Genomic DNA, 25198 nt, shown 5'->3' on the forward strand with positions numbered 1-25198 from the left:
AACGCGGGTGACCGCGTGCCGTCGTGCTCGTGGTAGACAAAACCCGGTTCGCAGCGGTCCCAGGGGAAGCGTCGTCCGGGACCGCGGGCTTACCCACTCGATGTCTCCGCACGTCCGCGGCGGGACCCGCCCGGTTCCGCCCGGCGGGTTCGGCGGGGGCCGAAGGTTCGACAACAGCGTCCCCGGACGAAGGAGCAATCGCCGTGGCCGATCCGCAACGTTCCCGCCGCAGCTGTCTCGCGGTCCCCGGCTCCAGCCGGAAGATGATCGACAAGGCCAGGGGGCTGGGCTCTGACCAGTTTTTCCTCGATCTGGAGGACGCGGTCGCCCCGCTGGCCAAGGCCCAGGCACGCGAGAACGTCGTCGCCGCGCTGAACGAGGGAGGCTGGGGCGAGCGGATCCGCACCGTCCGGATCAACGATCCGGAAAGCCCGTGGGCCTACCGGGACGTGGTGGACGTTGTGGAGGGGGCGGGCCGCTCGCTGGACACCCTCATGCTCCCCAAGGTCACCGGGCCCGAGCAGGTGAGTTGGCTCGACCTCACGATCACCCAGATCGAGCGGGCGCTGGGGATCGTCGCGGGGTCGATCGGTATCGAGGCGCAGATCGAGGACGCGAAGGGGCTGACCTCGGTCGATTCGATAGCCGCCGCCTCGGGTCGACTGCGTGCCCTGGTGTTCGGCCCGGCCGACTTCATGGCCTCCATCAACATGCCCTCGCTCGTGGTCGGTGAGCAGCCTCCCGGCTACGACGTGGGCGACGCCTATCACCACGTGCTGATGCGGCTGCTCACCGCCGCCCGCGCCAACGGCCTGCAGGCCATCGACGGGCCGTATCTGCAGATCAAGGACATCGAGGGACTGCGCAGGGTGGCCGGTCGTTCCGCCGCGCTCGGGCTGGACGGCAAGTGGGTGTTGCACCCCGACCAGGTCGATCCCGTCAACGAGGTGTTCTCGCCGCGTCAGCAGGATTACGAGCGGGCGGAGAACATCCTGGACGCCTATGCCTGGTACACCTCGGAAGCCGGTGGCAGGCGTGGGGCGGCCATGCTGGGTGACGAGATGATCGACGAGGCTTCCCGCAAGATGGCGCTCGTGGTGGCGGCCAAGGGGCGTGCCGCCGGGCTCCCCAGGCGAGAACCCTGGCAACCTCCGGAGAGTTGAATGCGAGTGTCTCGCCTACGTGGTTGCGTGGCCGGCACGTGAGTCGGCGCCCTGCGGCGTTGGGCCGGCTCCTGAGTAGCGACCTACGCGGCGAGCGGCCCGGCCTCGCAACGCATCCGACTCACGCACCGGGGACACGCGCGTTGCTCAGGCCGCGTGATGCGGATTCCTGGGTTCGGTGGTCGTGGGTGCTCGCGTGGCGGAACCTCTCGCACGTCTCGTGAGCGGGTGCCCCGACCTCGAGTACCCCACCTACGCCACGTCGGCCCTTCCTCGCGAGAGCCGCACCGCGTCCTCCGTTCGGTGCGTGTAATCCAGTGTTGGGGATTCGTTAATCCGGTGTGGGTGGCTCTGGTTCCCGCTGGTGAAGCAGGCTGTGCGCATCTGCTCATCGGGACTGGGAGCCCCTGCCGTGTACGACGATCCGAATCGTGCCGTGGTGCTGGGTTGGAGCGGCACCCTCGTCCGGTACCACGGTGGCCGTGCCCGGCTCGTCCCCGGCGCCGATGCCGCGTTGTGTGGGGCGCGGCTCGCATCGATCCCGGTCATCGTGCTCACCGAACAGCCGTTGCGGGAAGTGGCGACCCAGGCACGCAGGCTACGTGTGGCCGATCGGTTGTCCATTGTGATTCCGGATGGTCGGGACAGGGTGGCCGAACTCACGGGGCTGCGAGTGGAGTACCCTCGGCTGGCTTTCGTGGGAAGCACCGAGGAGGAGATCCTCGATGCCCGCCGTGCCGACGTGCTCGCGTTCGGATTCTCCGGTGGGGGGTGTGCGGGCAGGCTGCTGCGCGCTGCCGGCGCGGAATCGGTTATGTCCAGACTGGACCGTTCGTTGGCGCTGCGGGTGACCGAGCAGCGCTTGTTCACCGCGTCGGGAGATGCCGGATAGTCGTCACCCGCCCGGGCTTTCGCCCGCGGCACTAACCGGCCCAGCGGACGGCGCACCCCGTGCTCGAGCCGGTGCGCCGGTCGCGGTTTCCCCGGAGCGCGAGGCCTTTCGTTTCCTCGGGGATGCGTGTTTTCCGATCCTCGGTTACGCTTTGTGTAGCGTTGAAAACAGGGTGTTCCGAAAAGGGGTCACCGCGCTGTCCGGTACGGGCTCGCGGAAAACCACGAGGTGCGGCGCTACCGCAGTTTTCGATTCGTGGTTGTTTCGTGATTAATCCGTGATGAGTGTTTTCTGTGGTTCGCTATTCCACTGCTGTTCATCTGAGTTGATTCGGCACGTCACCTTTTCGCCCTAGTGTCACTCTCGCCAGTGCAGAAGACGGCCGGTGCCCATCGGCCGCAGCAGCGTGAAAAGGGGCTACCTGTGCAGCGCAGTATTGTCAGACGTACTGCCGCCGTTGCGGCGGCGGCAGCGCTGACCGTGGTTCTCGGAGCGTGCGGCGCCGCCAACGAGTCCTCGGGTAACTCGGACCAGTCGGGACTCTCCGGAACGCTCGACGGGGCGGGAGCCAGCTCCCAGGAGGCCGCACAGCAAGCCTGGCGCGCGGCCTTTTCCGAGCAGAATCCCGACGTGACGATCAACTATTCGCCGATCGGTTCCGGCGGTGGCCGGGAGCGTTTCGTCAACGGGGCGAGCGATTTCGGTGGCACCGACGCCGCGCTGGAGGGCGAGGAACTCAAGGGCGCCAAGCAGCGTTGCGGCACCCTCGTCGAGGTGCCGGTCTACGTTTCGCCGGTCGCCGTGTCGTTCAATCTCGACGGTATCGACGAACTCAAACTGACTCCGCAGACGATCGCCAAAATCTTCAACCAGAAGATCACCAAGTGGAACTCCGAGGAGATCAGGAAAACCAATCCGAACGCCGATCTCCCGAACCTGCCCATCACGCCGGTGAACCGTTCGGACGAGTCGGGCACCACGGAGAACTTCGTGGACTACCTGTCCTCCGCCGCGCCGAACGCCTGGCCGCACGAGGTCAGCGGCAACTGGCCGGTTTCCGGCGGTGAGGCGGCCAAGGGAACCTCCGGTGTGAAGAGCGCCATCAACGCCGGGCAGGGAACCATCGGTTACCTCGACGCCAGTCAGGCCGGTGACCTGGGCAGTGTCGCGGTCGGCGTCGGCGAGGAGTTCGTCTCCTACTCGCCCGAGGCCGCCGCCAAGGTGCTGGAGGTCTCCGAGCGCAAGACCGGCCAGGGCGAACACGTCTACGCCTACGACCTGGCGCGGGACACCACCGAATCCGGTACTTACCCGATCGTGCTGGTTTCCTACGGCATGGCCTGCGGCAGCTACGACGACGCGAACACCGGAAAGCTCGTCCGCTCCTACTTCGAGTACCTCCTCAGCGAGGAAGGGCAGCAGGCCGCGGCCGACGCCGCCGGCTCGGCCCCGATCTCGGCCGGACTGCGCGAGAAGCTGCAGCCCGCGGTCGAGGCGATCGGCGCGAGCAGCTGAACCACGCCAGCCACGGTTCCGGGGATCACCGCGAGGGTGACCCCGGAATCTTGGTCGTTGGCCCTCGAGGACTCTCACCTCCAATACCGCAGGCTAAACCCCGAAGGGATCGCTCGTGAGCAATACCGGGCAAGGTGCCGCGACCGCCCGTCGAGTACGTAAGCGGCCCGCCGACCAGGCGTTTCGTGGGATAACCACCGGTGCCGGTGTGCTGATCCTGGTGGTGCTGGCCGGAGTCGCGGCGTTCCTGCTGATCGAGGCCTGGCCTTCCTTCGTGGCGCCCGCCGAGGAGATCCCGGGCGAAGGGGGGCTCGTCCTCTACATCTGGCCGCTGGTGTTCGGCACACTGCTGGCCTCCGTGCTGGCGCTGGTGATAGCCGCCCCGCTCGCGGTGCTAATCGCCCTGTTCATCACGCACTACGCGCCGCGCAAGCTCGCGCAGTTCCTCGGCTACGTCGTGGATCTGCTCGCCGCGGTGCCGAGCATCATCTACGGCCTGTGGGGATTCACCGTGCTGGCGCCCGCCACCCGGGGACCCGCCGAATGGCTGCACGAGTACCTCGGTTTCGTCCCGTTGTTCGCCGGCCCGCCCTCGACCACCGGCAGAACCATGTTCACCACGGCACTGGTGCTCGCGGTGATGATCCTTCCCATCGTCACGGCCGTGATCCGCGAGGCGTTCCTGCAGACCCCCAAACTGCACGAGGAGGCCTCGCTGGCGCTGGGGGCCACCAGGCTGGAGATGATCCGCATGGCGGTGCTGCCGTTCGGCAGCTCCAGCATCATCAGTGGCTCCATGCTCGGACTCGGGCGCGCGCTGGGGGAGACGATGGCGGTGGCGATCGTGCTCTCCGCCTCCGGCGGCGTCACGTTCAACCTGATCAGCTCCGGTAACCCGGCCACGATCGCCGCCAACATCGCCCTGGAGTTCCCCGAGTCCTCCGGTGTCGCCATCGACACCCTCATCGCGTCCGGCCTGGTGCTGTTCGCCATCACGCTGGTCGTGAACATGATCGCCCGCGCGGTCATCAACCGCCGCACCGACTTCTCCGGAGCCAGTTGATGAGCACCACCACCTCCCCGCCCACCCCAACGGAAAGCGTCGAACCGCCGAACGGGACGAAGTCGCTGGTTCGGGGAACCCTACCGAGATGGGCCTCCTGGGGCGCCCTCGGCGCGGCGGCCGTGCTCGCCGGCCTGATCGTCCGGCTGCTGGGTTTCGGGGTAACCCCGTTCGTGCTGTCGACCGCGGTGCTCTACGCGATCGGGATCTCCGGCTGGTCGCGTTGGGTGGAAGGCGGCAGAAAAGCAACCGACCGGGCGTTCACCGCGCTTGTCGCCTCGGCGTTCCTGCTGGCGCTCACCCCGCTGGTCTCGGTGGTCGTCACCGTCATCTCGAGGGGACTGGACCGTTTCGACGGGCAGTTCTTCACCTATTCGATGCGTGGCGTGGTGGGTGATGGCGGTGGCGCGTATCACGCGATCATGGGGACGCTGATCACCAGTGGTCTCGCCACGCTGATGTCGGTGCCGATCGGGTTGGCCACCGCGATCTACCTGGTGGAGTACGGCCACGGCAGGTTGTCCCGTGCGATCACCTTCTTCGTCGACGTGATGACCGGTATTCCCTCCATCGTCGCCGGGTTGTTCGCCTACGCGCTGTTCGCGCTCGTGTTCGGGCCGGGCACCGTCAACGGGTTCGCCGGTGCCGTCGCGCTGAGCGTGCTGATGATCCCGATCGTGGTGCGTTCCAGCGAGGAAATGCTCAAGATCGTTCCGGACGATCTGCGGGAGGCCGCCTTCGCGCTGGGAACTCCGAAGTGGAAGGTGATCGTGCGTGTCGTGCTACCGACCGCCGTCGCCGGTATCAGCACCGGAGTCACCCTGGCCATCGCACGGGTGGTGGGGGAAACCGCGCCGCTGCTCATCGCGACGGGGGCCACCGGCAGCACCAATTTCAACCCGTTCTCGGGGCAGATGGCGACCCTTTCGGTGTTCTCCTACTACGAGTACGCCAGCCCGGGGGTGCCGGTCGATCCGTCGCTGGACCGCGCGTGGACGGCCGCGCTGACACTCATGCTCATCGTGATGGTGCTCAATCTGGTGGCCCGCTCGATATCGCTGTTGTTCGCACCGAAAGCGGGGCGCTGAGTCGCCACCGCCGCGCCGCGAGGCACAGCGGCGTGGCGAACAGCCGCACCGACGCTTACCCGCCGTGTTACTGATAGGAGCCGAGGGGCTATGGCAAAACGCATCGACGTCAAGGATCTGGACATCTACTATGGCTCCTTCCGCGCGGTGCGCAGCGTGTCCATGACGATTCAACCGCGCGCCGTGACCGCCCTGATCGGGCCTTCCGGCTGTGGCAAGTCGACCTACCTGCGGGCGCTGAACCGGATGCACGAGTTGATCCCGTCGGCCCGGGTGGAGGGAAAGGTCGTGATGGACGACCAGGACCTCTACGCTCCGGGGATGGACCCCGTGGACGTGCGCAAGCACGTGGGCATGGTGTTCCAGCGCCCCAACCCGTTCCCCACCATGTCGATCTACGACAACGTGGCGGCGGGGCTGCGGCTGAACAACAAGCGGCTGCGCAAGTCCGAAACGGACGAGGTCGTCGAGGAGTCGCTGCGCGGTGCCAATCTCTGGGAGGAGGTCAAGGACCGGCTGCGCAAGCCCGGATCCGGCCTGTCCGGCGGGCAGCAGCAGCGGCTGTGCATCGCGCGTGCCATCGCGGTGCGGCCGGACGTGTTGTTGATGGACGAGCCCTGCTCCGCGCTGGATCCCATCTCCACGCACGCCGTGGAGGATCTGATGGCCCAGCTCAAGGAGAACTACACGATCGTCATCGTCACGCACAACATGCAGCAGGCCGCCCGGGTGAGCAACTACACCGGTTTCTTCAACATCGCCGGGACCGGTCAGCCCGGCGAGCTGGTGGAGATCGACGAGACCCCCACCATCTTCTCGACCCCGACGCACACCGCTACCGAGGAGTACATCTCCGGCCGGTTCGGCTGATCGAACCTTTTCCGATCACCTCGGCGGGTGGTTCTTCGGTATCGTGCGTGCCGAAGAACCACCCGCCGGGGCCGGCGCGCCCCGGCCGGCGAACTCCGCTCAGGCCGAGGTCTCGCCGACGGGGGTCCTCTCCTCGGTCGCTCGTGCCCCCGAGCCTTCCGAGACCGACCGCCGCTTCGGCAGGAAGGCCGCGATGAGCAGGGCCACGACGGCAGCGCCCGCGCCGATGCCCATCACCAGCCGGAATCCGGTCTGCGAGGGGAAGCTCACCGGTCCGAACGAGACGGTCATCTGGGCGAGGATCACGCCCGCGATCGCGCTGGCGCTGGAGGTGCCGATCGAACGCATCAGCGTGTTGAGGCTGTTGGCGGCCCCGGTCTCGGATACCGGCACGGCGGCCATGATCAGCGCGGGCATGGCGCCGTAGGCCAGTCCGACTCCGACACCGATCACGCCGGAGACCAGCACCAGGTGCCAGACGGCCGACATGAGCACGATGTTGAGCGCGTATCCGATCGCGACCACGACCGCACCCACCATCAGGGTGACCTTCGGGCCGTACAGCTTCGAGATCCGTGCGGAGACCGGTGCCATGGCCATCATCACCAGGCCGGAGGGCGCCATGACCAGGCCCACGACCACCATGCTCCGGCCCATGCCGTAACCGGCTGCCTCGGGCAGCTGCAACAGCTGGGGGATCACCAGCGACATCGCGAACATGGCGAAACCGAACACCGTGGAAGCCAGGTTGGTCAGCAGCACCTGACGCCGTGCGCTCACGCGCAGATCCACCAGCGGTTGCGCGGAGCGGATCTCCCAACGGCCCCACAGCAGCAGCACGAGCACCGCGGCTACGAACAGGCCGACGACGGGTCCGCTGCCCCAGCCCCAGTCACCTCCCTTGGAGATCGGCAGCAGCAGGCAGATCAGCCCGGCGGAGAGTCCGAGCGCGCCCAGCAGGTCGAACCGGCCGCCGGTGCGGACCGAGGACTCGGGCACCACCGCGAATACCACCAGGGCGGCCACGGCACCGAGCGCACCGGAGGCCCAGAACAGCACGTGCCAGTCGGCGTACTCGGCCAGGAACGCGGCTGTGGGCAGCCCGAGTGCGCCGCCGATCCCCAGTGAGGCGCTCATCAGGGCGATGGCGGAGCCGAGCCGCTCGGACGGCAGTTCGTCGCGCATGATGCTGATGCCCAGCGGGATGACACCCGCGGACAGGCCCTGCAGCGCACGGCCGACGATCATGGGCGGCAGCGAGTCGCTCAGCGCGGCGATCACGGAGCCGGCGGTCAGTAGCACCAGGCTGGCCAGTAGCACTCGCCGCTTGCCGTACATGTCGCCCAGGCGCCCGGCGGACGGGGTGGCCACGGCAGAACCGAGCAGCGTAACGGTGACCACCCAGGCGGTTCCCGTGGCCGGGGCGTCCAGCAGCCGGGGGAGTTCGGGCACCAGCGGGATCACCAGGGTCTGCATCAGCGAGACCACGATCCCGGCGAACGCCAGTACCACCACGACGAGGTTCGTCGGTGGTACGGCAGCGCCCCGCTCGGGGGCGGCATCGGCATGCGACACGGTTCGTCCTTTCGGTTTGTCGCGAATGGGGGTTACGAGAAATTCTAAATCAATCGATTGACTTAAGTTAGCATCTGAGGTTGACTGGTCGGCAACGGAGAGACGAATCACGTGGAGGGAGCGCGATGGTCCACAGCGAGGGTGAGCGGACGCTGAGCTACCCGATCCCGAATCCGGCGCCGCTGGATCCGCCGGAGGAGTGGGAGCGGCTACGCGGCGGATGCCCGGTGGCGGGCGTGCGGCTGCCCAGCGGGGACGAGGCCAAGCTGGTGACCCGCTACGAGGACGTCAAGCAGGTGCTGTCCGACCCCCGGTTCACCCGCCGGCTCGACGCCGACGACGCGGCGCGGGTCGCGGACAACGAATCCGGCGGTGTTTTCAACACCTCGATGTCCTCAGCGCTGCCGCAGACCGGTGAGGGGCACCTGCGCTGGCGGCGGATGGTCAGCAAGTGGTTCACCGCCAAGCGCATGATGGCGTTGCGGCCGGGGATCGAGGAGATGGCCGAACGGCTGATCGACGACATGGTCGAGCAGGGGCAGCCCGCCGATCTCAAGGCGAGCCTCGGCTTCCCGCTGCCGGTCTACGTGATCTGCGATCTGCTGGGCGTGCCCGCCGCCGACCGCGACAGGTTCTCCTACTGGTCGGACACGCTGCTGAACATGACCCGCTACGGCGAGGAGGAGATCGCCGCGGCGCAACGCGAGTTCGTCGAGTACATGGCAGCCCACGTGGCGAGCAAGCGCGCCGAACCCGGCGACGATCTGATCAGCTCGCTGCTCGCCGAGACGGACTCCGAGGGCCGGGGAATGTCGAACGAGGAGTTGGTCGCCACCGGTCAGGGTTTGCTGGTAGCCGGGCACGAGACCACGGCCAACATGATCGGCAAGATGGTGGCCATGCTGCTGTCCGACCGGCAGCGCTGGGAACGCCTGCTGACGGACCGATCGCTCGTTCGCAGCACCGTCGAGGAGGCACTGCGGTTCGACGCCAACCCGGGTTTCGGGATGCCCCGCTACATCACCGAGGAATCCGAGCTCGGCGAGACCTCCCTGCCCAGGGGGACAACCGTGGTGTGCAGCATGGCCTCGGCCAACCGCGACGCGTCCGTCTTCGAGGGCGCCGACGACATGACGCTGGACCGCAGCCCCAACCCGCACCTGGCCTTCGGCGCGGGAGCGCACTCCTGCCTGGGGCAGTCGCTGGCCCGCACCGAGCTGCAGGGAGTGCTGGAGGTGCTGCTGCGCAGACTCCCCTCGCTCGAACTCGCCGTTCCGGCCGAGCAACTGCGGCAGGTCGAAGGGCTGGTCGTCGGCGGGCTGCGTGAAGTACCGGTGCGATGGTGAGAGCCATGACTGGCAGAACCGTACGGGAAGAACGCATCAACGCCACGCGGCAGGCGATCCTGCTCGCGGCCGAACGGCTGTTCGCCGAACACGGCGTGCTGGCCGTGTCCAACCGGCAGATCAGCGAGGCCGCCGAACAGGGCAACAACACCGCCGTCAGCTACCACTTCGGGACCAAGGCGGATCTGGTCCGAGCCATCGTGCGCAAACGCAACGAGCCGGTCGAAGGACTGCGCATCGAGCGGCTGAAGGAGATCGGCGACAGTCCGCGGGTCCGGGACTGGGTCGCTTGCCTGGTGCGCCCCAGCGCCGACAACCTGGCTGAGCTGGACAGTCCCACCTGGTTCGCCAGGTTCAGCGCACAGGTGATGACCGAGCCCTCGCTGCGGGACATCGCCGTCGAGGAGTCGTTGAGCTCGCCCGCCATGCACCGCATCCTCGACGGACTGCACCGGTGTCTTCCCGAACTGCCGGACGAGGTGCGGGCCGAGCGAGCCGACATGGCACGGCAACTCATCGTGCACACCTACGCCGAGCGGGAACGCGCCCTCGCGGAGGGAACACCCACCCCACGGGCCAGCTGGCAGGAGGCGGCCACCGGACTGATCGACGCCATCACCGGGCTGTGGTTGGCACACGTCACCGAATCCTGATCGTCCGCGCGGGCTCCACGGGTCCGCTGCGGGCGATACCGATACGAGGAGAAGGGGAGTACCAGTGAAGGTCGCTGTCGACGAGGAGAAGTGCTGCGGTGCCGGACAGTGTGTGCTGCTCGCTCCGGAGGTGTTCGACCAGCGCGACGAGGACGGGGTGGTGATCCTGCTGGACGAACAGCCCTCCGAGAACCTGCACGGGTCGGTCCGGGAGGCAGCCGATGTCTGCCCGGCCGCCGCCATCGAGGTGAGTGAGGACGCATGAGCGAGCCGAGCAGTGTGCTGGTGGTCGGTGCCTCTGCCGCCGGGCTCGCGACGGTGGAGTCCCTGCGACGCGGCGGGTACCGGGGGACGGTCACCGTGGTGGGCGAGGAGGAGCACGCACCCTACGACCGGCCGCCGCTGTCCAAACAGGTCCTCTCCGGTAACTGGGAGTCCGAGCGCAGCAGGTTGCGAACGGAATCCGCACTGGTCGAAACCGGCGCCGAGTTCGTCCTCGCCGACCCGGCGGTCCGGCTGGAGCCGGCCGAGCGCGCCGTCCACACCGCATCCGGTCGCACGCTGCGCGCCGAGGCGGTCGTACTCGCCACCGGACTCCGGCCGAAGCGGTTGCCCGGCACGGACGTGGCGGGGGTGCACGTGCTGCGCACCCTCGACGATTCGTTGCGGCTGCGGGCGGAGCTGTCACGGGCGCGAAATGTCGTGGTCGTCGGCGACGGGGTGCTCGGATCGGAGATCGCCGCCACCGCCCGCGGCATGGCATCGGACGTCACCCTGGTGGGGTCGCAGGCAGCCCCCATGGCCGATCAGCTCGGTCCGCGTGTCGCCGGGATGCTGGGCGAGCTGCACACCGAACGGGGCGTTCGGCTCCGACCCCGTACCGGTGTCGAGGCGGTGCAGGCGGACCACGGCCGGGTGACGGGGGTGCGGCTCGAAACCGGCGAGACGTTGCCGGCAGCCGCCGTGGTGGTGGCGATCGGCGCCGCTCCCGCCACCGACTGGCTCGCCGAGAGCGGACTTCGACTCGACGACGGGGTGGTGTGCGACTCGCGCTGCCGAGCTGCGGCGGGAATCTACGCGGTCGGTGACGTGGCGCGCTGGCACCACGAAGGGCTCGACCGGTCGATGCGGTTGGAGAACCGTACCAACGCCACCGAACAGGCCCGGGCCGTTGCCGCCAACCTGCTCGGCGCCGATCGACCCTACGCGCCGGTTCCGCACTTCTGGACCGACCAGTTCGACGCCAAGATCCAGGTGCACGGTGTGCCGCACGCCGAATCCGAAGTGACCGTCGTGGAGGGTGACCCGGCCGAGCGCCGTTTCCTCGCGCGTTACACCACGCGAGGAACACCGGTCGCCGTACTCGGCTGGAACAGGCCCAAACAGGTCCGCACGCGTCGCCAGGAGGTCGTCGAGACCTTCAGCGTGCCCGCCCTCGAACCGAACTGACCATCCTCACCCCGGTTTCGTAAGCCGGCACCGGGGTGGCGCTCCGTGCCCCCACCGTCGGGAATCCGTGTCACGGATCTCATTGGAGGAGTTGATGACCAGCACGTTGGGTTCGGCCGAAGAGAACGCGGCCGAGGTTCCGGAATACCCCATGAGCAGGGCCGAGGGGTGCCCGTTCGATCCACCGCCCCAGCTGCGGACCATGCAGCGGGAGGCTCCGCTGAGCCGGGTCCGGTTGTGGGACGGCAGTACGCCCTGGCTGGTGAACCGCTACGCCGAGCAGCGGGCGCTGCTGGCGGATTCCAGGATCAGTTCCGACCCGACCAACCCCGGTTATCCGGCTCCGGCTCCGGTCAGTGACGAGCACAGCGAGGGCTCCCCCGTCAGCTTCATCCTGATGGACGATCCCGAGCACGCACGACTGCGCCGCATGGTCACGGCCCCCTTCACCATCAAACGGGTGGAGGCGATGCGTCCGTTCGTGCAGCGGATCGTCGACGAGAAGATCGACGAGATGCTGACCGCCGACGAACCGGTGGACCTGGTGGAGGCCTTCGCGCTGCCGGTCCCGTCGCTGGTGATCTGCCAGTTGCTCGGCGTGCCCTATGCCGATCACGACTTCTTCCAGCGCAACAGCAAGGTAATCGTTCACCGGGACTCGACCACCGAACAGCGTTCCACCGCCCTCGGCACCCTTGCCGAATACCTGGACGGGTTGGTGGGCCGAAAACTCACCGATCCGGGGGAGGACCTGCTCTCCGACCTGGCCGCGCGTGTCGAGTCCGGCGAGCTGCCCAGGAGGGAAGCCTCCCGGATGGGGGTGCTGCTGCTGATCGCCGGACACGAGACCACCGCGAACATGATCGCGCTCGGTACGTTGGCCCTGTTGGAGCATCCCCGGCAGCTGGCGGAGCTGCGGGAGGGCAGCGACGATTCCAAACTGGTCGCCTCGACGGTGGAAGAGTTGCTGCGCTACCTGCACATCACTCACAACGGGCGGCGCCGGGTGGCGTTGGAGGACATCGAGATCGCAGGTGAGGTAATTCGAGCGGGCGAAGGGGTGATCGTGCCCAACGACATCGGCAACCGCGATCCGGACGCCTTCACCGAGCCCGACCGGCTCGACATTCGGCGCGACGCCCGGCACCACGTTGCCTTCGGGTTCGGGGTCCACCAGTGCCTGGGGCAGCCACTGGCCCGGATGGAGCTGCAGGTCGTCTACAGCACGCTCTACCGGCGCATCCCCACCCTCCGGTTGGCCACCGACCGGGAGAACATCTCGTTCAAACACGACGGTTCGGTCTACGGGGTCTACGAGCTGCCGGTCACCTGGTGACCCACTGCGACCGCCGCCCCCGGCCGTGCCCCGACCCTGTCGTTGTCCCGGCCGGGGCGGCCCCCACGGCGCAGTGCCGAACTCCCATCATTCACGCGGTGGGCAGCGCCGCACGCCTCGGGCCGTCCGCGCGAAGTCACCGTGGTTGGCGGAAACGGCGGAACACGCCATGGTCGGATCGGCAGTTCCCGGTGGCCGCTTCCGGGGGTAGATTTCGGTAGTTGCCAACAAATCGGCCGGTCGATCGAGAGGCGAGTCCGAAGTGCCCAGTGCTGAACCCAACTCGCATTCCTCGCGGCAGCTGCGACTCGCGCTGGCGTTGCGTGGTGGCGCCAGCATGGCGGTCTGGATCGGGGGAGCGGTAGCCGAGATCGACCGGTTGCGTCGCTGGGCCCCGGTGGAGAACACCGGACCGAAGCGGGCGGAGCAGCGTCACCCCTGGGCCGAGCTGGCCGAGTTGGCCGGTTACGAGTCCGTCGAGGTGGACGTGCTCGCCGGAACTTCGGCGGGGGGCCTCAACGCGACACTGCTCTCGGCATCGCTGGTCTACGGCATGCCGTTCACGGCCACACGCCGCGCCTGGATCCGCCTGGCAGACCTGGAGGCGATGGCCCGCACGGTCCCCCGGCCCTGGCAGCCCAAACCGGAATCGCTGCTGGAAGGCGACGAGTACTTCCGCGCGGAGCTGACCGAGCTGCTCACCGAGCAGATCGGCCGCGAACGGCGAACCGAACCGGTCGAACGCGTCGAACTCCTGCTGACCGCCACCCTGCTGGACCCCGTGGCAGAGCGGCATTTCGACGCGGTGGGCAGTGAGTTCGGCAAAGCCCGCAGGCGGGCGATGTTCCGGTTCCGGCACCGCGGGAGACCGGGCGAACCGCTCAGCGACTTCGGTCCGGCCGAGCGGGCCCGAACCACCGCGCGGCTGCTCGCGCAGGCAGCCAGAGCCAGCTCCTCGTTCCCGATGGCCTTCGAGCCGGCCGTGTTCCGCGCCGACGATTCCGGCGATGCCTCGGACGACCGGAGCGGCGACTCCCGGCCCGGTTCGGTACCCAACCTGTACGGCCGGTTCTCCGAGATCGCCGCCTCCGCCGAGCAGCACTTCCGGGTGATCGACGGTGGAGTGCTGGACAACATCCCCGTCACTGCGGCGGTCGACGCCATTCGGCGGGTGGAGGCCGATGCGCCGACCGAACGCTGGTTGCTCTACCTCAATCCGGAGCCGGACTCGCCCAGTGCCGAGACCCGTGGCGAACGGTTCGCCCGAGCCGTCACCGCGACGGCGCTGCGGGCGAAACTCGGACAGGAGAGTCTGCTGACCGACATCGACAGCATCGGCAGGCACAACGAATCGGTACGCCGAGCCGTCGGCCGCAGGGACGCCGTGCTCACCGAACTCGCCGTCACACCGCGCTCCCGTCGCGCTCGCCTGCTCGGTGACCGGGTGCGGGCGGTTTCCGGCGATTACGCCTCACGGCTCGCCGAGACCCGGGCCGTCCGGGTCCACGAGCTGCTCACCGCCCCCGAGGACACCACCGGCACCCCGTTGCTGGATCCGATTCCGAAACAGCCGTTGCGGGAGTGGCCCACGACCGCGTGCACCGGGCTGCGCGAGCGACTGATCGAGCGGTACCGCTCGCATGCCCAGCGGCGCCCCGGTGAGGTCTTCGACGACGTGCGCACGCTGCTGTCCGCCGTGGACGAATGTCTGCGCTGGGTCCGCGAACTGGAGGCGCACCGGCGGTCCGCGCGTATCGCCGCCGTGAAGGCTTCGTTGTACCGACTGCGCACCGTCGCCGAGACCCTGTGCGGCCACACCGACCGTTGCTGGACCCACGCGGCCGGGACCGAACCCGTTTTCGTGCGGGCCGAGTTGGACGGCTGGATCGGGTGCGTGCTCGATCGCCACCACAGGTTGCAGCACGCGTTGCCCTCCCCGGTCGGCACGTTGCTCGCGCCGCTGCTGGACAGCGTCCTCGGCGAAGGGGCGCTCGACCAGCGGAACCCCGATTGCCGGCGACCCGATGGCGGGACCGCCGAGGCAGGGGAGCACGGCAAGGGGAATCTCGACACCGACTCGTTCGACACCGACTCGTTCGAAACCGGGGCCGACCCCGGGTCGCGGTTCCGGCGGCGACTGGCGGAGTTCAACGCGGAACTGTCCGCCGTAGTGAACTCCTCGGGCGCGGAAGCCGCCGAGAACGACGTCGGCGTGGACGCGGTCGCCGAGAGCTGGGCCACCCTGGAGCGCCTGGTGAGGAACCTGGTGGCGGCCCTCTCGCCGGGCGATCTCGTCGAGATCGACAGGGTGACGCGCTCGCTGCTCGAACTCGCCGCCGACGTCGACCCGATGCGACTGCTCCGCGAGCTGGTCGTACTCACCACACCCATGCAGCTCGACACCGGAGCGGATTCGCACATCCTGCTGCACCGCCTGGCCGGTGACAGCTCGAGCCCGTTGCCGTTCACCGCGTTACGCGACTCGGCCGGTGACATCCCGCTGGCGGACAAGGTGCGCGGCTCCGGCCTGGGCAACTTCGGTGCCTTCCTGTCCGCCAAGTGGCGCGCCAACGACTGGATGTGGGGCAGGCTGGACGCGGTGGCCGGGCTGGTCCCCATGCTGATCGAACCGGACCGGTTGGTCCGGCACAGCGGGCAGCTGGGAGCCGACGGTCTGGGCGACGCACTGCAGCGAATCCTCAGTCGGCCCACCGAGCCGGAACTGGGAGAACTCGACGAAACCAGCGCGAGGAAGTGGCACGAGTTCCTCGCCGAGCGCTGGGCGGAGCACTCCGGCGCGGTGCGGACCGAGCTCGAGGCCCTGTTCGCCAACCCAACCGACGAGCACCCGCTGACCGTGACCCGACGTGCCGTGGCGGAGCGGTTGCAGTGGACGGTTGCCGCCGAGGAAATCCCGTTCGTGGCCGCCGTCGACTCCGGGGCCGACCCGAACGCGGGCGACGCCCGGCCGATGCGGGATCCGCGCCTGCTGGATCAGCAGGTACGTGCCTACGAGGTGGGCAAACAGCGCCCGAGTGACCTGGAAGAACGGCGGATGGCTTCGCTTGCCACCCGCTGCGCGCTGCTCGCCCACCGGGCGCTGCTGCCCGGCTGGCGGGGGTTCCGCCGTTCCCTCGCCACCGTGAGCATGATCGCGCTCAAACCGCTCTCGATGCTGCTCGCCTTCGCACTCGCCGCACCCCGCCGCGCCGCCCTCGGCGCGGCGCTGAGCGGCACGGCCGTGGCGCTGACCGAGTTCCTGCGCTCCCCGGTGATCGACTTCCCGTCCGATGCCGGGTCCGAATCTTCAGCCGCGAACGAGTTCGCGTTCATCACGATGCGCGAGGCACAACGTGTCGAGGAACTCCAAGCCTGGCGCTGGCTGCACGTGGTCGAGATGTCCGACTCGTGGCCCGGGGCGGTGGGCTGGCTCGGCGCGCTACTGGCAGTGGTCGCCGCGTTGCGCTGGGGATGGCTGATGACCTCCGCCGCCGTCTCGGCCCTCACCCGAGCGTTGGTCGGACTGGCGGCAGCCGGGCTGCTGGCCGCCGCCGGATTCTGGCTGTTCGAGCTCGGAGTGCGGTTGGGGCCGTTGGGAGTGACGCTGGCCGGGGCCGGGATCACCTGGTACGCCACCTTCGCGCTCCGCACGAGCGGCAGAGTGGGCGCCACCGTACTCAGTGCGGTGATCCCCGGACTGTTGCTGCTTCCCGCGGTGCTGCAGAGCTGGTCGGTTTCGTTCTGGCTCCTGGCGGCGATGCTCCTCACGGCCTGGGGGCAGGCGATACTGCTCAGCCTCGCCGACGTGCTCGAACCGCGACCGCGTGGTTCGCTGGACACACCCTCGCGCGCCTGACCGGAGGGGAGGCGCGCGGCCGGCAGTGCCGCCCGCCCGCGCGCCGTGACGGGCCCGCGAATCGAGCTCTCCTAGGATGCTGTTGTGCCCGACCCCGCTGCTTACCCAGCCCGGAACAGTGGTGACGCCCGCCCGCTGTCCCCCCAGCACTCCCCACCGAAGCCCGGATTCCCGGCTGCGGTTCCGGAGGGAACGCCCTTCCACCTGCTCGCACGCAACTCGGCCCATCGTTGGTGGCGCCCCGCCGTGGCGCTGCTGGTGTTGCTCGGGCTGACCCTGGTTGCCTCGGTCCTGGCAGCCGTGCTGTTGGTCGGAATGATCGTTTTCGCCGGGCCGTGGGGGGCGTTGAGCATCGTGCTGCCCCCGGGGTATCTCGTGGAAGTGCTCTCGGCACCGTTGCCGATGCTGTTCCTGAGTTTCGCCGTGCTGATCGCGCTCATCCCTCCGGTGGCACTGACAGCACGATGGGTGCAACGACGTGGCTTCGGCAGCGTGGTCGGGGTCCTCGGAAGCCCCCGGATTCGCTGGCTCGGCGAGACGATGCTCTGGGCGCTGCTCGTGTTCGGCGCGCTGTTCGCCGTGATCCTCACACTGCAGCTGATGTCCGGTGCCCCGCTGCCCGCTTTCCCCGGCTGGCGCCGCTATCTGGCGGTGGCACTGCTGGCCGTGCTGGTGGTACCGGCGCAGAGCGCCGCGGAGGAACTGTTCTTTCGTGGCCTACTGCTGCAGACGCTGACGGCCTGGTTCCGGACCCCCTGGCCGGGGATCCTGCTGACTTCGCTGGTGTTTCTGCTGGGGCACGGCTACACCGACCCGCTCGTGTGGGTCGAACTCTTCCTGATGGCCACGATCATGTGCTGGCTGAGCATCCGTACCGGAGGTCTGGAGGCGGCTGTGGCCATGCACACCGCCAACAACGCGCTGAGTCTGCTCGTCGCGGGACTGAGTGGGGTTCCCAGCACCCAGCAGTCGGGGGACTATCCGGTGATCCAGGTGATTCCGATGATCGTCGCCGTGCTGCTCTTCGCCTGGGTGGTCGATCGCCGAGCGGCGCGTCGCGGGGTCAGCACCGTGGTCGGGGGAAGGGTCCGGATCAATCCGGTCACCCTCGCGCCGCGTCACTGACCCGCTCGGGGCTCTCGCGGTCCGCACCGCCCCGGTCGAAATCGGAAGCGGACCGCCTCGAAGGCCGAGCACACCGGGATTCGAGTACCTCGGGAACCGGCCGATTCGTTACCGGCCTCCCCGAACGGCGGGGAGATCATCACGCCCGCTGCCCGCCGCAGCGGGCGAGGTAGACTGGCGGTGAAGGGACATTCGGCAGGTTTCGGGCCGTGGCGCGGTGAGAACCGGGGCGTACGAGCCGGGATCAACGTGGTTCGGCCACCGGACCAGCCGGTTGTGCCTCGGTGAACAACACTGACGACGCTCCTGCGCAGGACGTCGGTCTCTACGGAGGTGTCTACGGTGAGCAGCCTGTTTCCCGGCTCCGCCCGGTCGGCTCCGGGGCTTCCCAGCTTGCCCACCCCGCCGACTGGCTGGCCGATCGGCTCCTACGGCACGTACGAGGAAGCGCAGCGTGCCGTCGACCACCTCGCCGACAACGATTTTCCGGTGCAGGAAGTAACGATCGTCGGGGTCGACCTCATGCTGGTCGAACGTGTCACGGGACGGTTGAACTGGGCGAGGGTGCTCGGCAGCGGAGCGCTCTCCGGGGGATGGTTCGGACTGTTCATCGGACTGGTGATCAGTATCCTGACGGTGCAGAATCCCTGGTTCGGTCCAGTGTTGGTGGTGCTGGCGGCGGGGATCGTCTTCGGCATGGTCTCGGCCGCGATCACGTACGCCTCCATGCGCGGCCGTCGTGACTTCTCTTCCTCCAGCCAGGTCGTGGCCGGACGCTACGACGTACTGAGCCAACCCAGCCACGCCGAACAGGCCCGGGACATGTTGGCTCGACTAGCCATGGGCGGTCAGGCTTCGCAGCAGTGAACTGCCCACTCGATGTCGGGTCCGCTCGTGGCGAGAGCCCGCGAGAGGTTCTACCCCGTAAACGGGCGTGAAAACCGGGGCGACGAAGTCCCGCTAGCGGCTGTTCGCGCGTGCCACGCCGGTGGCGGAAAGACTGCGGGAGGTGTCGGCACGCCAGTGCCGACACCTCCGTTGTTTTTCCCGCCGGAACGACGCCCGGCTGTTCGCCACGTTCCGACTCCCGTCAGCCGTGCTCCGTGCCGTACTGCGTCTCGGGTCCCGCTGTGACACCGGACCGCTGTGACACCGGAGCGATGGCGCTCCGTCCGATGTCACTCCGCCGAGTCGGTTTTACCGAACATCTGGGTCCAGTAGTGGGTCCAGCGGCTGTCCCGGTCGCTGGCGTATCCCACTCCGAGCTCGGTGAACGAGCAGTTCAGGATGTTCCGTCGGTGTTCCGGACTGTTCATCCACTGCCGGAACGTCTTCGCCGCGTCGGCGTTGCCCGCCGCCACGTTCTCTCCCACGTAGACCGAGGGATAGCCAGCTCGCTTGGCACGATTGATGTGATCGGCACCGTCGGCACTCCGGTGACCGAGATAGTCCTGCCGTGCCATCTGCGTGCTGTGCCGTCGCGCGGCATCGTTCAGCGTCTCGTTCAGCCGCAGGTCCGGGCAGTCGGCCCGGCCGCGTGCCTCGTTGGTCAACCGGAGTATCCGTTCGACCTTGTCGAGATCGCTCGCCTCACCGGGCTTGGCGGTATCGCCGGGTTCGGCAGTGTTCCCGGGGCGTTCGGCCTCACCGGAGGGTTGGTCATTACCGGAAGACTGTTCCTCACCGGAAGACTGGCCCTCGCCGGGCCTGTCGATCTCATTCGGATCGTAGCTGCCCCCGGGCCGGTCGGCCCCTTCATCCCCGCTCGTGTTCTCGGTGGTTTCGGGAACAGCGGACTCACCGTTCCCGTCCGGGCGCTCGAGCTGGTCGATCTCGTGGGGGTCGTAGAGCTCGTCGGGATTGTCGGTCCTGTCGATCCGCTCCGGTTTGGGGGTCTCCTCGGTGTAGGCGATTCCATCGGCCGGCTTGGTTGTTTCGGCATCGTGTTGCTCGGCCGGGGCCAACTGCCACCCACCGAGCAGCAGGGTCAGTGGTGCGGCGGCGAGCAACAACCGTGGCGGTGTCCTGACCATATACAACTTCCGTCGTTCACCTGTGCTGACAACGGAAGTTGTACCGCATCCGCGCGCTCCCACGTGCCGAATCGGCTCCGCCGGGGGATAACCGGCGCCGTATTTTCACCCGTCGGGGGAATGGTTGCCTGCCCGGACCGGCATACTCGTGAGACGTGTTCGCACAGTTCGACGAGTATTCGGACCGGCGGCTCGGAGACCCCCGAAGGTGCGTTTTTCCCGCTGGATTCTTCGGCGGTGTGGTGGTTCACCCCGGAACTCGGCTCCGAGGAAGTTTCAGAGTTGACTCGCGATGATCAGGAACAGCGTGAGAATCCAGCCGTTGATCAGTGTGAACAACAGGGCGAGTTTGTTGGTGACCAGACGGGGCATGACGGTACTCCCATTGTGCAGATCGAAACGATTTCCGCGTCCGGTACGAACCGCCGGACGAACGGGATTCGTCGCACGATGTGGCCCGTGGTGCCTCCCGGATGAATCAGTACGTCGCGGCCTCGCCGCGCGCGAGTGTGGGAGTCACGTGCCACATCGCGCCGGGTTTTCGTTCGTGCCGGACGTTTCGCCGTTCTCGTGGCGCGGCCGCCGCTGCCCGCGCGGTTGCAGGCCGTGTCGGTTCCGAGATCCGTCCACACCGAATGTGTCGCACGATTCCCTCCCAACCACGAGCTTCGAGTCCGTGGAACTCACGGAACGGTATTCACGGGTTCGGCGGCGATCCCCTCGACTCGCCGCACAGGTACCGTCGGTGCGAAGCCGGCGGCACCACCACTCCTCCGATACGAGCAGGCCGGGGTCTTCAATGGAGTACCCGAAGTAGGCCGCTCGCTGTGGCTCTCTGTTTCGTCGACAGGGCACAACTGGCCCTGCCCGGTGTATCGTCGTCGATTCGCGGTTCGTTACCGCGCTGGTCACAACCAGTTGTTCTTACGGAATATCTTGAACAACACCACGCAGCACACCATCATGACCAGCAGGGACACGGGATAGCCGAACGCCCAGTCCGTCTCCGGCATTCTGGCGAAGTTCATTCCGTATATGCCCGCGATCATGGTGGGGGTGGAGATGATCGCGACCCACGCGGAGATCTTGCGCATGTCGGTGTTCTGCTGCAGCGTGATCTTGGCCAGTGTCGCGTCGACCAGGGTCGTCAGCAGTTCGTCGAAGGAAGCCACCCGTTCCGAGACGGTGGCGAGGTGGTCCTCCACGTCGCGGAAGTAGGACCGAACCTGATCGGCGACGTGCGGGGTGTAGCCGCCCGCCAGCCGTTGCAGTGGCTGCGAGAGCGGCATGACCGCACGACGCAGTTGCATGACCTCGCGTTTCATCAGGTAGATCTGTTCCGCGTCGATACTGGTGCGTGGTGCGAAGACCTCGGTCTCGATCGAGTCGATGTCGTCCTGGATCGACTCGGTGACCTCGAGGTAGCTGTCCACCACGTGGTCCGCGATCCCGTGCACCACGGCCGACGGTCCGAGGGCCAACTGCTCGGGTGACTCTTCGAGCGCCGCGCGCACGCGGGTGAGCGCGGCCTGGTTGCCGTGCCGCACGGTGATCACGAAGTCTCGGCCGAGGAAGATCATGAGCTCGCCGCTCTTGACGATCTCGCTGTTGGTGGCCCTGGCCCGGTCCGGTACGTACCGCACCGTTTTGAGCACCATGAACAGCGTCTCGTCGTAGCGTTCCAGCTTGGGACGCTGGTGCGCGTGCACCGCGTCCTCAACGGCGAGCTCGTGCAGCCCGAAGGTGTCGGCGACCCCGTTGATCCGGTCCTGATCCGGCTCGTGCAGTCCGATCCAGACGAAACCGTTCCGCCTGCTGCGGACCTCGGCCATGGCGTCCTCGTAGGACCATTCACCGGGCAATCGCTTGCCCTCGACGTAAACGGCGCAGTCGACGACCGAGGCGGAACGAGCCGTGACGGCCGAGACGCTTCGGGAACCGCGTTCACCGCGGCTGATGCGGTTACGCAGCCCCAGGTGGGGCAGGCTTGGCACGATGGACCTCCGGGCGGGATTTCGTGGCTGTTCCGCGACACCCGGATTCGGTGTCACGTGTGCGCATCCCCACCCGTTCCGGTGGATCACCGACCGTCGGTCCGGTTGATCACCCGTGAACCGCGGCACGCCCCGAGTCGTGCCGACCGAATCGCTCGGCGGGGATGCGGCCGATACTGCACGGCAGTGCGCTGTCCGCACTGCTTGAGCCGCCGGCAGCGTCTGGCACGTATCCTCACCTCCGTTCGGTTCGACTGCGGGTCCGAGGTCGGTGGCCGACCACCCGTGCATCCTACTCGCCGGTCGGTCGGGTGTCCGAACCGGTGTGCTCCGCGTGTCCACTTGACCGTCGAGTGCGCAACCGCTTCGGGCCGGATGACGTTTCGGCAGCGGCTCCTCCGGCGCGCACCCCGGAATGCATAGTGCGGCGACCCGTCTTTTCGAGTGAAATCTGGAGGTTTCGGGGCGGAGTGTCGATCAATGTGGTTACCCCCATTGTTGGGGTGTTGTCGACAACATGTGTGCGCCAGGACCGCCACGTCCCCCGATATGGGGTTTCTCGGCGTTCGGGTCAGGTTTGGCGAGGCAGGCATTCCCACTGCTCCAGCAGCTCCGCCAGTCCCTCGGTGAGCGCGTCGGAGCGGTGCAGTGTGGCGAATGTCGCACGATCCGTCCACATTGCATCAATAGCATCGTCACCTGGGATGATGTCCGACTCCGTCACACGGCAGGAGTAGTCGACTATGTCGTAGGTGTAGTGTGATCCCGATCGCGTCAGCCGCCCCACCGCGCGACCGATCGTCGCGGAAAGCCCCGTCTCCTCCGCGATCTCACGCCGCAGCGCCGCCTCGTCGCTCTCCTTCTCCTCGACCTTGCCGCCCGGAAGTGACCACTTGCCCTGACCAGGATCATTGGCTCGTTTGATCAACAACAACCGGCCGTGCCGGTCGTGTATCACCGCCCCCACGCAGCGGATCACCATCTCCCCGAAGTCCGTCATGGACACACAGGGTAGTGAATTCGATGCCGGTTCCCACTCACTGACCCAAGTGCGCTAAAAACCTGCCGTACAGGCGATGAGTGCGGTACAACGGATCAGCAGGTGCCAGCACTAATACAGGTCAGATCAGACGGGGTGCGTGACAGTGAACATCAAGAAGATCCTCACCTGGGCCGGGATCGCGTTCCTGCTGTTTTTCCTCATCTCCGCGCCGAACGAGGCCAGTGATGTCGTCGACGGCATCCTCGACAGCCTGCGTCAGTCCGCGGAGGCGGTGATCACGTTCATGCGCAATCTGTTCCGCTGAGTGAGACGTTCTTCTCCGGGTGGGGCATCGGCCGAACGGCCACGCACTACCGGTGAAGAGCCGTACGAGCGCACAGCCCGGCTCGGGGCCGTGACTGGCACTGTGAACACCGTGATCGGTCCCGGTCGGGAAAGTCGAACCACGCGAGGGTGGTGGCTATGTTCGCACCACGGGATCCGGACGAGTACCTGCTGGAGACCGAGCGACGGGTTATCAGAGTGCGCAGGCACTGGGCCTGTCTCGTGTGGGACATCTTCGAGGCCGCCGGTTTGCTCGCGGGCTTCATGATGATCTCCTACCTGTTCCCCGGAGGGAGCTGGCTGCTGCAGAACATCCTGTGGTACGCGGGTCTCTTCGTGCTGCTGCGATTCGTCTACCAGGTGCTGGACTGGTACGTGGAACGCATCGTGGTAACGGACAAACGATTCATGATCACCGAGGGCATCCTGATGACCTCGGTGCAGATGATGCCCGTGACCAAGGTCACCGACCTGACCTATTCCCGTAGCGTTCCCGGTCGGGTGTTCGGATACGGCACGCTGATCGTGGAGTCCGCCGGACAGATCCAGGCCCTCAACCGCATCGAGTACCTGCCCAATCCGGAAGAGGTGTTCGACGCGATCTCCTCGCTCGTGTTCGGCGAGAAGAAGGCGCAGCAGGATCGTTTCTCGATGCTCAAGGCCCGGCGTGCCGCCGTCGGCCGGGGAAGGACCAAGGTCAAGACCGAGTAGCGCGAACCCCGAGTGGCGCGAGATCCGTGGTTGTCCCCTGGGAGTCCGCCGGGCCGGTTTCCGGGAGGGCGACGGCACGTCTCGCTTCTCCCACCGACTGTTCGATCGTTCGGCCGGTGCCCCGCAGTCGGCCGAGTCGTTCCGGTGCGCAATGCCCCCCCCACGCGCGTTCGGTTCGGGAAAGTGATCGGACGGCCCGTGTCGAACCGAGCCCGTATCGGTCACACTGGTGGACGTGCGAATCGACATGCACGTCCACTCCAGTGAATCCGACGGCACCGACACGCCCGCCGGTCTCGTGCGAACGGCGGTGGCGGCGGGGCTGGATGTCGTGGCCCTGACCGATCACGACACCTCGGCGGGTTGGGCGGAAGCCGAGCGGGCGGTGCGCGAGTCCTCCCCTCCTGCGCTGCGGCTGGTGCCGGGGGCGGAACTCTCGTGCGAAAGCTCCGACGGGCGGGGCGGCACCGTCACCGTTCATCTGCTGGCATATCTGTTCGACCCCGACTCGCCCGCGTTGCGGGACGAGCAGCTGCGGTTGCGGGCGGAACGTCGCGGACGCCTCGAGCAGATGGCTCGACGAATGGCCGACGACGGGTTCCCGGTCGAGCCCGAGAAACTGATGGCGGGGTTGCCGCCGGACTCCCCGGGGGGACGTCCCCATCTGGCGCGAGCACTGGTCGAGGCGGGCACGGTAGGTACCGTCACCGAGGCCTTCGACAACTACCTCGGAACCCACGCGCCCTACTACATGCCGCGCACCGACACGCCGGTCGAACGCGCCATCCGCATGATCGCTGATGCGGGCGGTACCACCGTGCTGGCGCACCCCTTCGCGGTCAGCAGGGGGCAGACGGTCACCGCCGAAGTGATCACCGAACTCGCGGGCCACGGCTTGCGTGGTGTGGAGGTCGAACACCCCGACCACGACGAATCGGCGAGGAAGCGGTTGCGTGAGCTCGTCGCCGAACTCGGTCTGGTCCCCACCGGCGGCAGCGACTACCACGGTACGAACAAGAGTATCCGGATAGGCAGCGAGCACACCCCGCCCGAATCGCTGGATCGGCTGCTCGGCGACTGCACCGGAAGCAAGATCATCGGTTAGTGAGGCTTCCTCCGCTCCGATCGTCGGTGTCCAAGGGCGGCGGTAGCTCGCCGGGGACCGACGGGGCGGATGAGCCGTTCGCGGCGGCACGCAACCC

The 25198-nt window shown here is 67.6% G+C and carries 21 protein-coding genes; 17 read left to right on the forward strand and 4 right to left on the reverse strand.

Features of this window, described 5'->3' with window-relative positions; all coding sequences use genetic code 11:
• Nucleotides 1-203 precede the first annotated feature (203 nt).
• The 6 genes from BLR41_RS01970 to pstB all read left to right on the forward strand — a co-directional run bounded on the left by BLR41_RS01970 (nt 204) and on the right by pstB (nt 6591).
• Entirely contained in the window at nt 204-1163 is a 960-nt protein-coding gene (locus tag BLR41_RS01970; RefSeq protein WP_092625754.1) for an HpcH/HpaI aldolase/citrate lyase family protein, read from the forward strand.
• A 364-nt stretch (nt 1164-1527) separates the two neighbouring features.
• A complete protein-coding gene (locus tag BLR41_RS01975) occupies nt 1528-2055 on the forward strand; it encodes an HAD family hydrolase (RefSeq protein ID WP_245693722.1) in 528 nt (175 codons plus the stop codon).
• A 423-nt stretch (nt 2056-2478) separates the two neighbouring features.
• Nucleotides 2479-3570 (forward strand): phosphate ABC transporter substrate-binding protein PstS, encoded by a 1092-nt coding sequence (locus BLR41_RS01980; protein WP_092625758.1) that lies wholly within the window; start codon nt 2479-2481, stop codon nt 3568-3570.
• 115 nt (nt 3571-3685) lie between these two features.
• A complete protein-coding gene (pstC, locus tag BLR41_RS01985; RefSeq protein ID WP_092625760.1) occupies nt 3686-4633 on the forward strand; it encodes a phosphate ABC transporter permease subunit PstC in 948 nt (315 codons plus the stop codon).
• Nucleotides 4633-5721, forward strand: a complete 1089-nt coding sequence (gene pstA / locus BLR41_RS01990) for a phosphate ABC transporter permease PstA (protein ID WP_092625762.1) — start codon at nt 4633-4635, stop codon at nt 5719-5721. Before pstC ends, pstA begins: the two co-directional genes overlap by 1 nt.
• 90 nt (nt 5722-5811) lie before the next feature.
• Entirely contained in the window at nt 5812-6591 is a 780-nt protein-coding gene (gene pstB, locus BLR41_RS01995) for a phosphate ABC transporter ATP-binding protein PstB (RefSeq protein ID WP_092625764.1), read from the forward strand.
• Between the two features lie 99 nt (nt 6592-6690).
• Here pstB and BLR41_RS02000 read toward each other — a convergent pair whose 3' ends face one another.
• Entirely contained in the window at nt 6691-8067 is a 1377-nt protein-coding gene (locus BLR41_RS02000) for an MFS transporter (protein ID WP_425426869.1), read from the reverse strand.
• Between the two features lie 224 nt (nt 8068-8291).
• Between BLR41_RS02000 and BLR41_RS02005 the strand changes: the two genes are divergently transcribed.
• The 8 genes from BLR41_RS02005 (at nt 8292) to BLR41_RS02040 (ending at nt 18798) form a co-directional block, all read left to right on the forward strand.
• Nucleotides 8292-9512 (forward strand): cytochrome P450, encoded by a 1221-nt coding sequence (locus tag BLR41_RS02005; RefSeq protein WP_092625766.1) that lies wholly within the window; start codon nt 8292-8294, stop codon nt 9510-9512.
• Nucleotides 9513-9517: 5 nt separating this feature from the next.
• Complete coding sequence (locus BLR41_RS02010; RefSeq protein ID WP_092625768.1) at nt 9518-10165, forward strand: TetR/AcrR family transcriptional regulator; 648 nt, start codon at nt 9518-9520, stop codon at nt 10163-10165.
• A gap of 64 nt (nt 10166-10229) precedes the next feature.
• Nucleotides 10230-10430, forward strand: coding sequence for a ferredoxin (locus BLR41_RS02015; RefSeq protein ID WP_092625770.1), 201 nt, complete (start codon nt 10230-10232; stop codon nt 10428-10430).
• Nucleotides 10427-11614 (forward strand): NAD(P)/FAD-dependent oxidoreductase, encoded by a 1188-nt coding sequence (locus BLR41_RS02020; protein WP_092625772.1) that lies wholly within the window; start codon nt 10427-10429, stop codon nt 11612-11614. Before BLR41_RS02015 ends, BLR41_RS02020 begins: the two co-directional genes overlap by 4 nt.
• A gap of 94 nt (nt 11615-11708) precedes the next feature.
• Nucleotides 11709-12950, forward strand: coding sequence for a cytochrome P450 (locus BLR41_RS02025; protein WP_092625774.1), 1242 nt, complete (start codon nt 11709-11711; stop codon nt 12948-12950).
• 262 nt (nt 12951-13212) lie between these two features.
• A complete protein-coding gene (locus tag BLR41_RS02030) occupies nt 13213-16806 on the forward strand; it encodes a patatin-like protein (RefSeq protein ID WP_092625776.1) in 3594 nt (1197 codons plus the stop codon).
• A gap of 84 nt (nt 16807-16890) precedes the next feature.
• Nucleotides 16891-17931, forward strand: coding sequence for a CPBP family intramembrane glutamic endopeptidase (locus tag BLR41_RS02035; protein ID WP_245693725.1), 1041 nt, complete (start codon nt 16891-16893; stop codon nt 17929-17931).
• Nucleotides 17932-18273: 342 nt separating this feature from the next.
• Nucleotides 18274-18798, forward strand: a complete 525-nt coding sequence (locus tag BLR41_RS02040; protein WP_092625778.1) for a YflT domain-containing protein — start codon at nt 18274-18276, stop codon at nt 18796-18798.
• A gap of 311 nt (nt 18799-19109) precedes the next feature.
• On the opposite strand, the gene BLR41_RS02045 is transcribed toward BLR41_RS02040, so the two are convergent.
• From BLR41_RS02045 to BLR41_RS02055, 3 genes are all read right to left on the reverse strand, one after another.
• Complete coding sequence (locus BLR41_RS02045; RefSeq protein ID WP_092625780.1) at nt 19110-19964, reverse strand: CAP domain-containing protein; 855 nt, start codon at nt 19962-19964, stop codon at nt 19110-19112.
• 908 nt (nt 19965-20872) lie between these two features.
• On the reverse strand, nt 20873-21958 hold the full coding sequence (corA, locus tag BLR41_RS02050; protein WP_092626069.1) for a magnesium/cobalt transporter CorA: 1086 nt from the start codon (nt 21956-21958) through the stop codon (nt 20873-20875).
• A 571-nt stretch (nt 21959-22529) separates the two neighbouring features.
• A complete protein-coding gene (locus BLR41_RS02055; RefSeq protein WP_176797767.1) occupies nt 22530-22958 on the reverse strand; it encodes an NUDIX hydrolase in 429 nt (142 codons plus the stop codon).
• 145 nt (nt 22959-23103) lie between these two features.
• Between BLR41_RS02055 and BLR41_RS22670 the strand changes: the two genes are divergently transcribed.
• From BLR41_RS22670 to BLR41_RS02065, 3 genes are all read left to right on the forward strand, one after another.
• Nucleotides 23104-23265: a hypothetical protein gene (locus tag BLR41_RS22670; RefSeq protein ID WP_175530102.1), complete on the forward strand. Its 162-nt coding sequence runs from the start codon at nt 23104-23106 to the stop codon at nt 23263-23265.
• A 158-nt stretch (nt 23266-23423) separates the two neighbouring features.
• Nucleotides 23424-23996, forward strand: a complete 573-nt coding sequence (locus BLR41_RS02060; RefSeq protein WP_092625782.1) for a PH domain-containing protein — start codon at nt 23424-23426, stop codon at nt 23994-23996.
• Nucleotides 23997-24222: 226 nt separating this feature from the next.
• Nucleotides 24223-25101 (forward strand): PHP domain-containing protein, encoded by an 879-nt coding sequence (locus BLR41_RS02065; RefSeq protein ID WP_092625784.1) that lies wholly within the window; start codon nt 24223-24225, stop codon nt 25099-25101.
• Nucleotides 25102-25198: the final 97 nt, after the last annotated feature.

Source organism: Actinopolyspora mzabensis (genome assembly GCF_900101095.1).
Classification (GTDB): domain Bacteria; phylum Actinomycetota; class Actinomycetes; order Mycobacteriales; family Pseudonocardiaceae; genus Actinopolyspora; species Actinopolyspora mzabensis.

Excerpts from the sequence above, each read along its gene's own strand:
- pstA (WP_092625762.1), top strand. The coding sequence starts at position 4,633 with ATGAGCACCACCACCTCCCCGCCCACCCCAACGGAAAGCGTCGAACCG.
- pstB (WP_092625764.1), top strand. The coding sequence starts at position 5,812 with ATGGCAAAACGCATCGACGTCAAGGATCTGGACATCTACTATGGCTCC.
- BLR41_RS02000 (WP_425426869.1), bottom strand. The coding sequence starts at position 8,067 with ATGCAGACCCTGGTGATCCCGCTGGTGCCCGAACTCCCCCGGCTGCTG.
- BLR41_RS02005 (WP_092625766.1), top strand. The coding sequence starts at position 8,292 with ATGGTCCACAGCGAGGGTGAGCGGACGCTGAGCTACCCGATCCCGAAT.
- BLR41_RS02010 (WP_092625768.1), top strand. The coding sequence starts at position 9,518 with ATGACTGGCAGAACCGTACGGGAAGAACGCATCAACGCCACGCGGCAG.
- BLR41_RS02020 (WP_092625772.1), top strand. The coding sequence starts at position 10,427 with ATGAGCGAGCCGAGCAGTGTGCTGGTGGTCGGTGCCTCTGCCGCCGGG.
- BLR41_RS02025 (WP_092625774.1), top strand. The coding sequence starts at position 11,709 with ATGACCAGCACGTTGGGTTCGGCCGAAGAGAACGCGGCCGAGGTTCCG.
- BLR41_RS02045 (WP_092625780.1), bottom strand. The coding sequence starts at position 19,964 with ATGGTCAGGACACCGCCACGGTTGTTGCTCGCCGCCGCACCACTGACC.
- BLR41_RS02055 (WP_176797767.1), bottom strand. The coding sequence starts at position 22,958 with ATGACGGACTTCGGGGAGATGGTGATCCGCTGCGTGGGGGCGGTGATA.
- BLR41_RS02060 (WP_092625782.1), top strand. The coding sequence starts at position 23,424 with ATGTTCGCACCACGGGATCCGGACGAGTACCTGCTGGAGACCGAGCGA.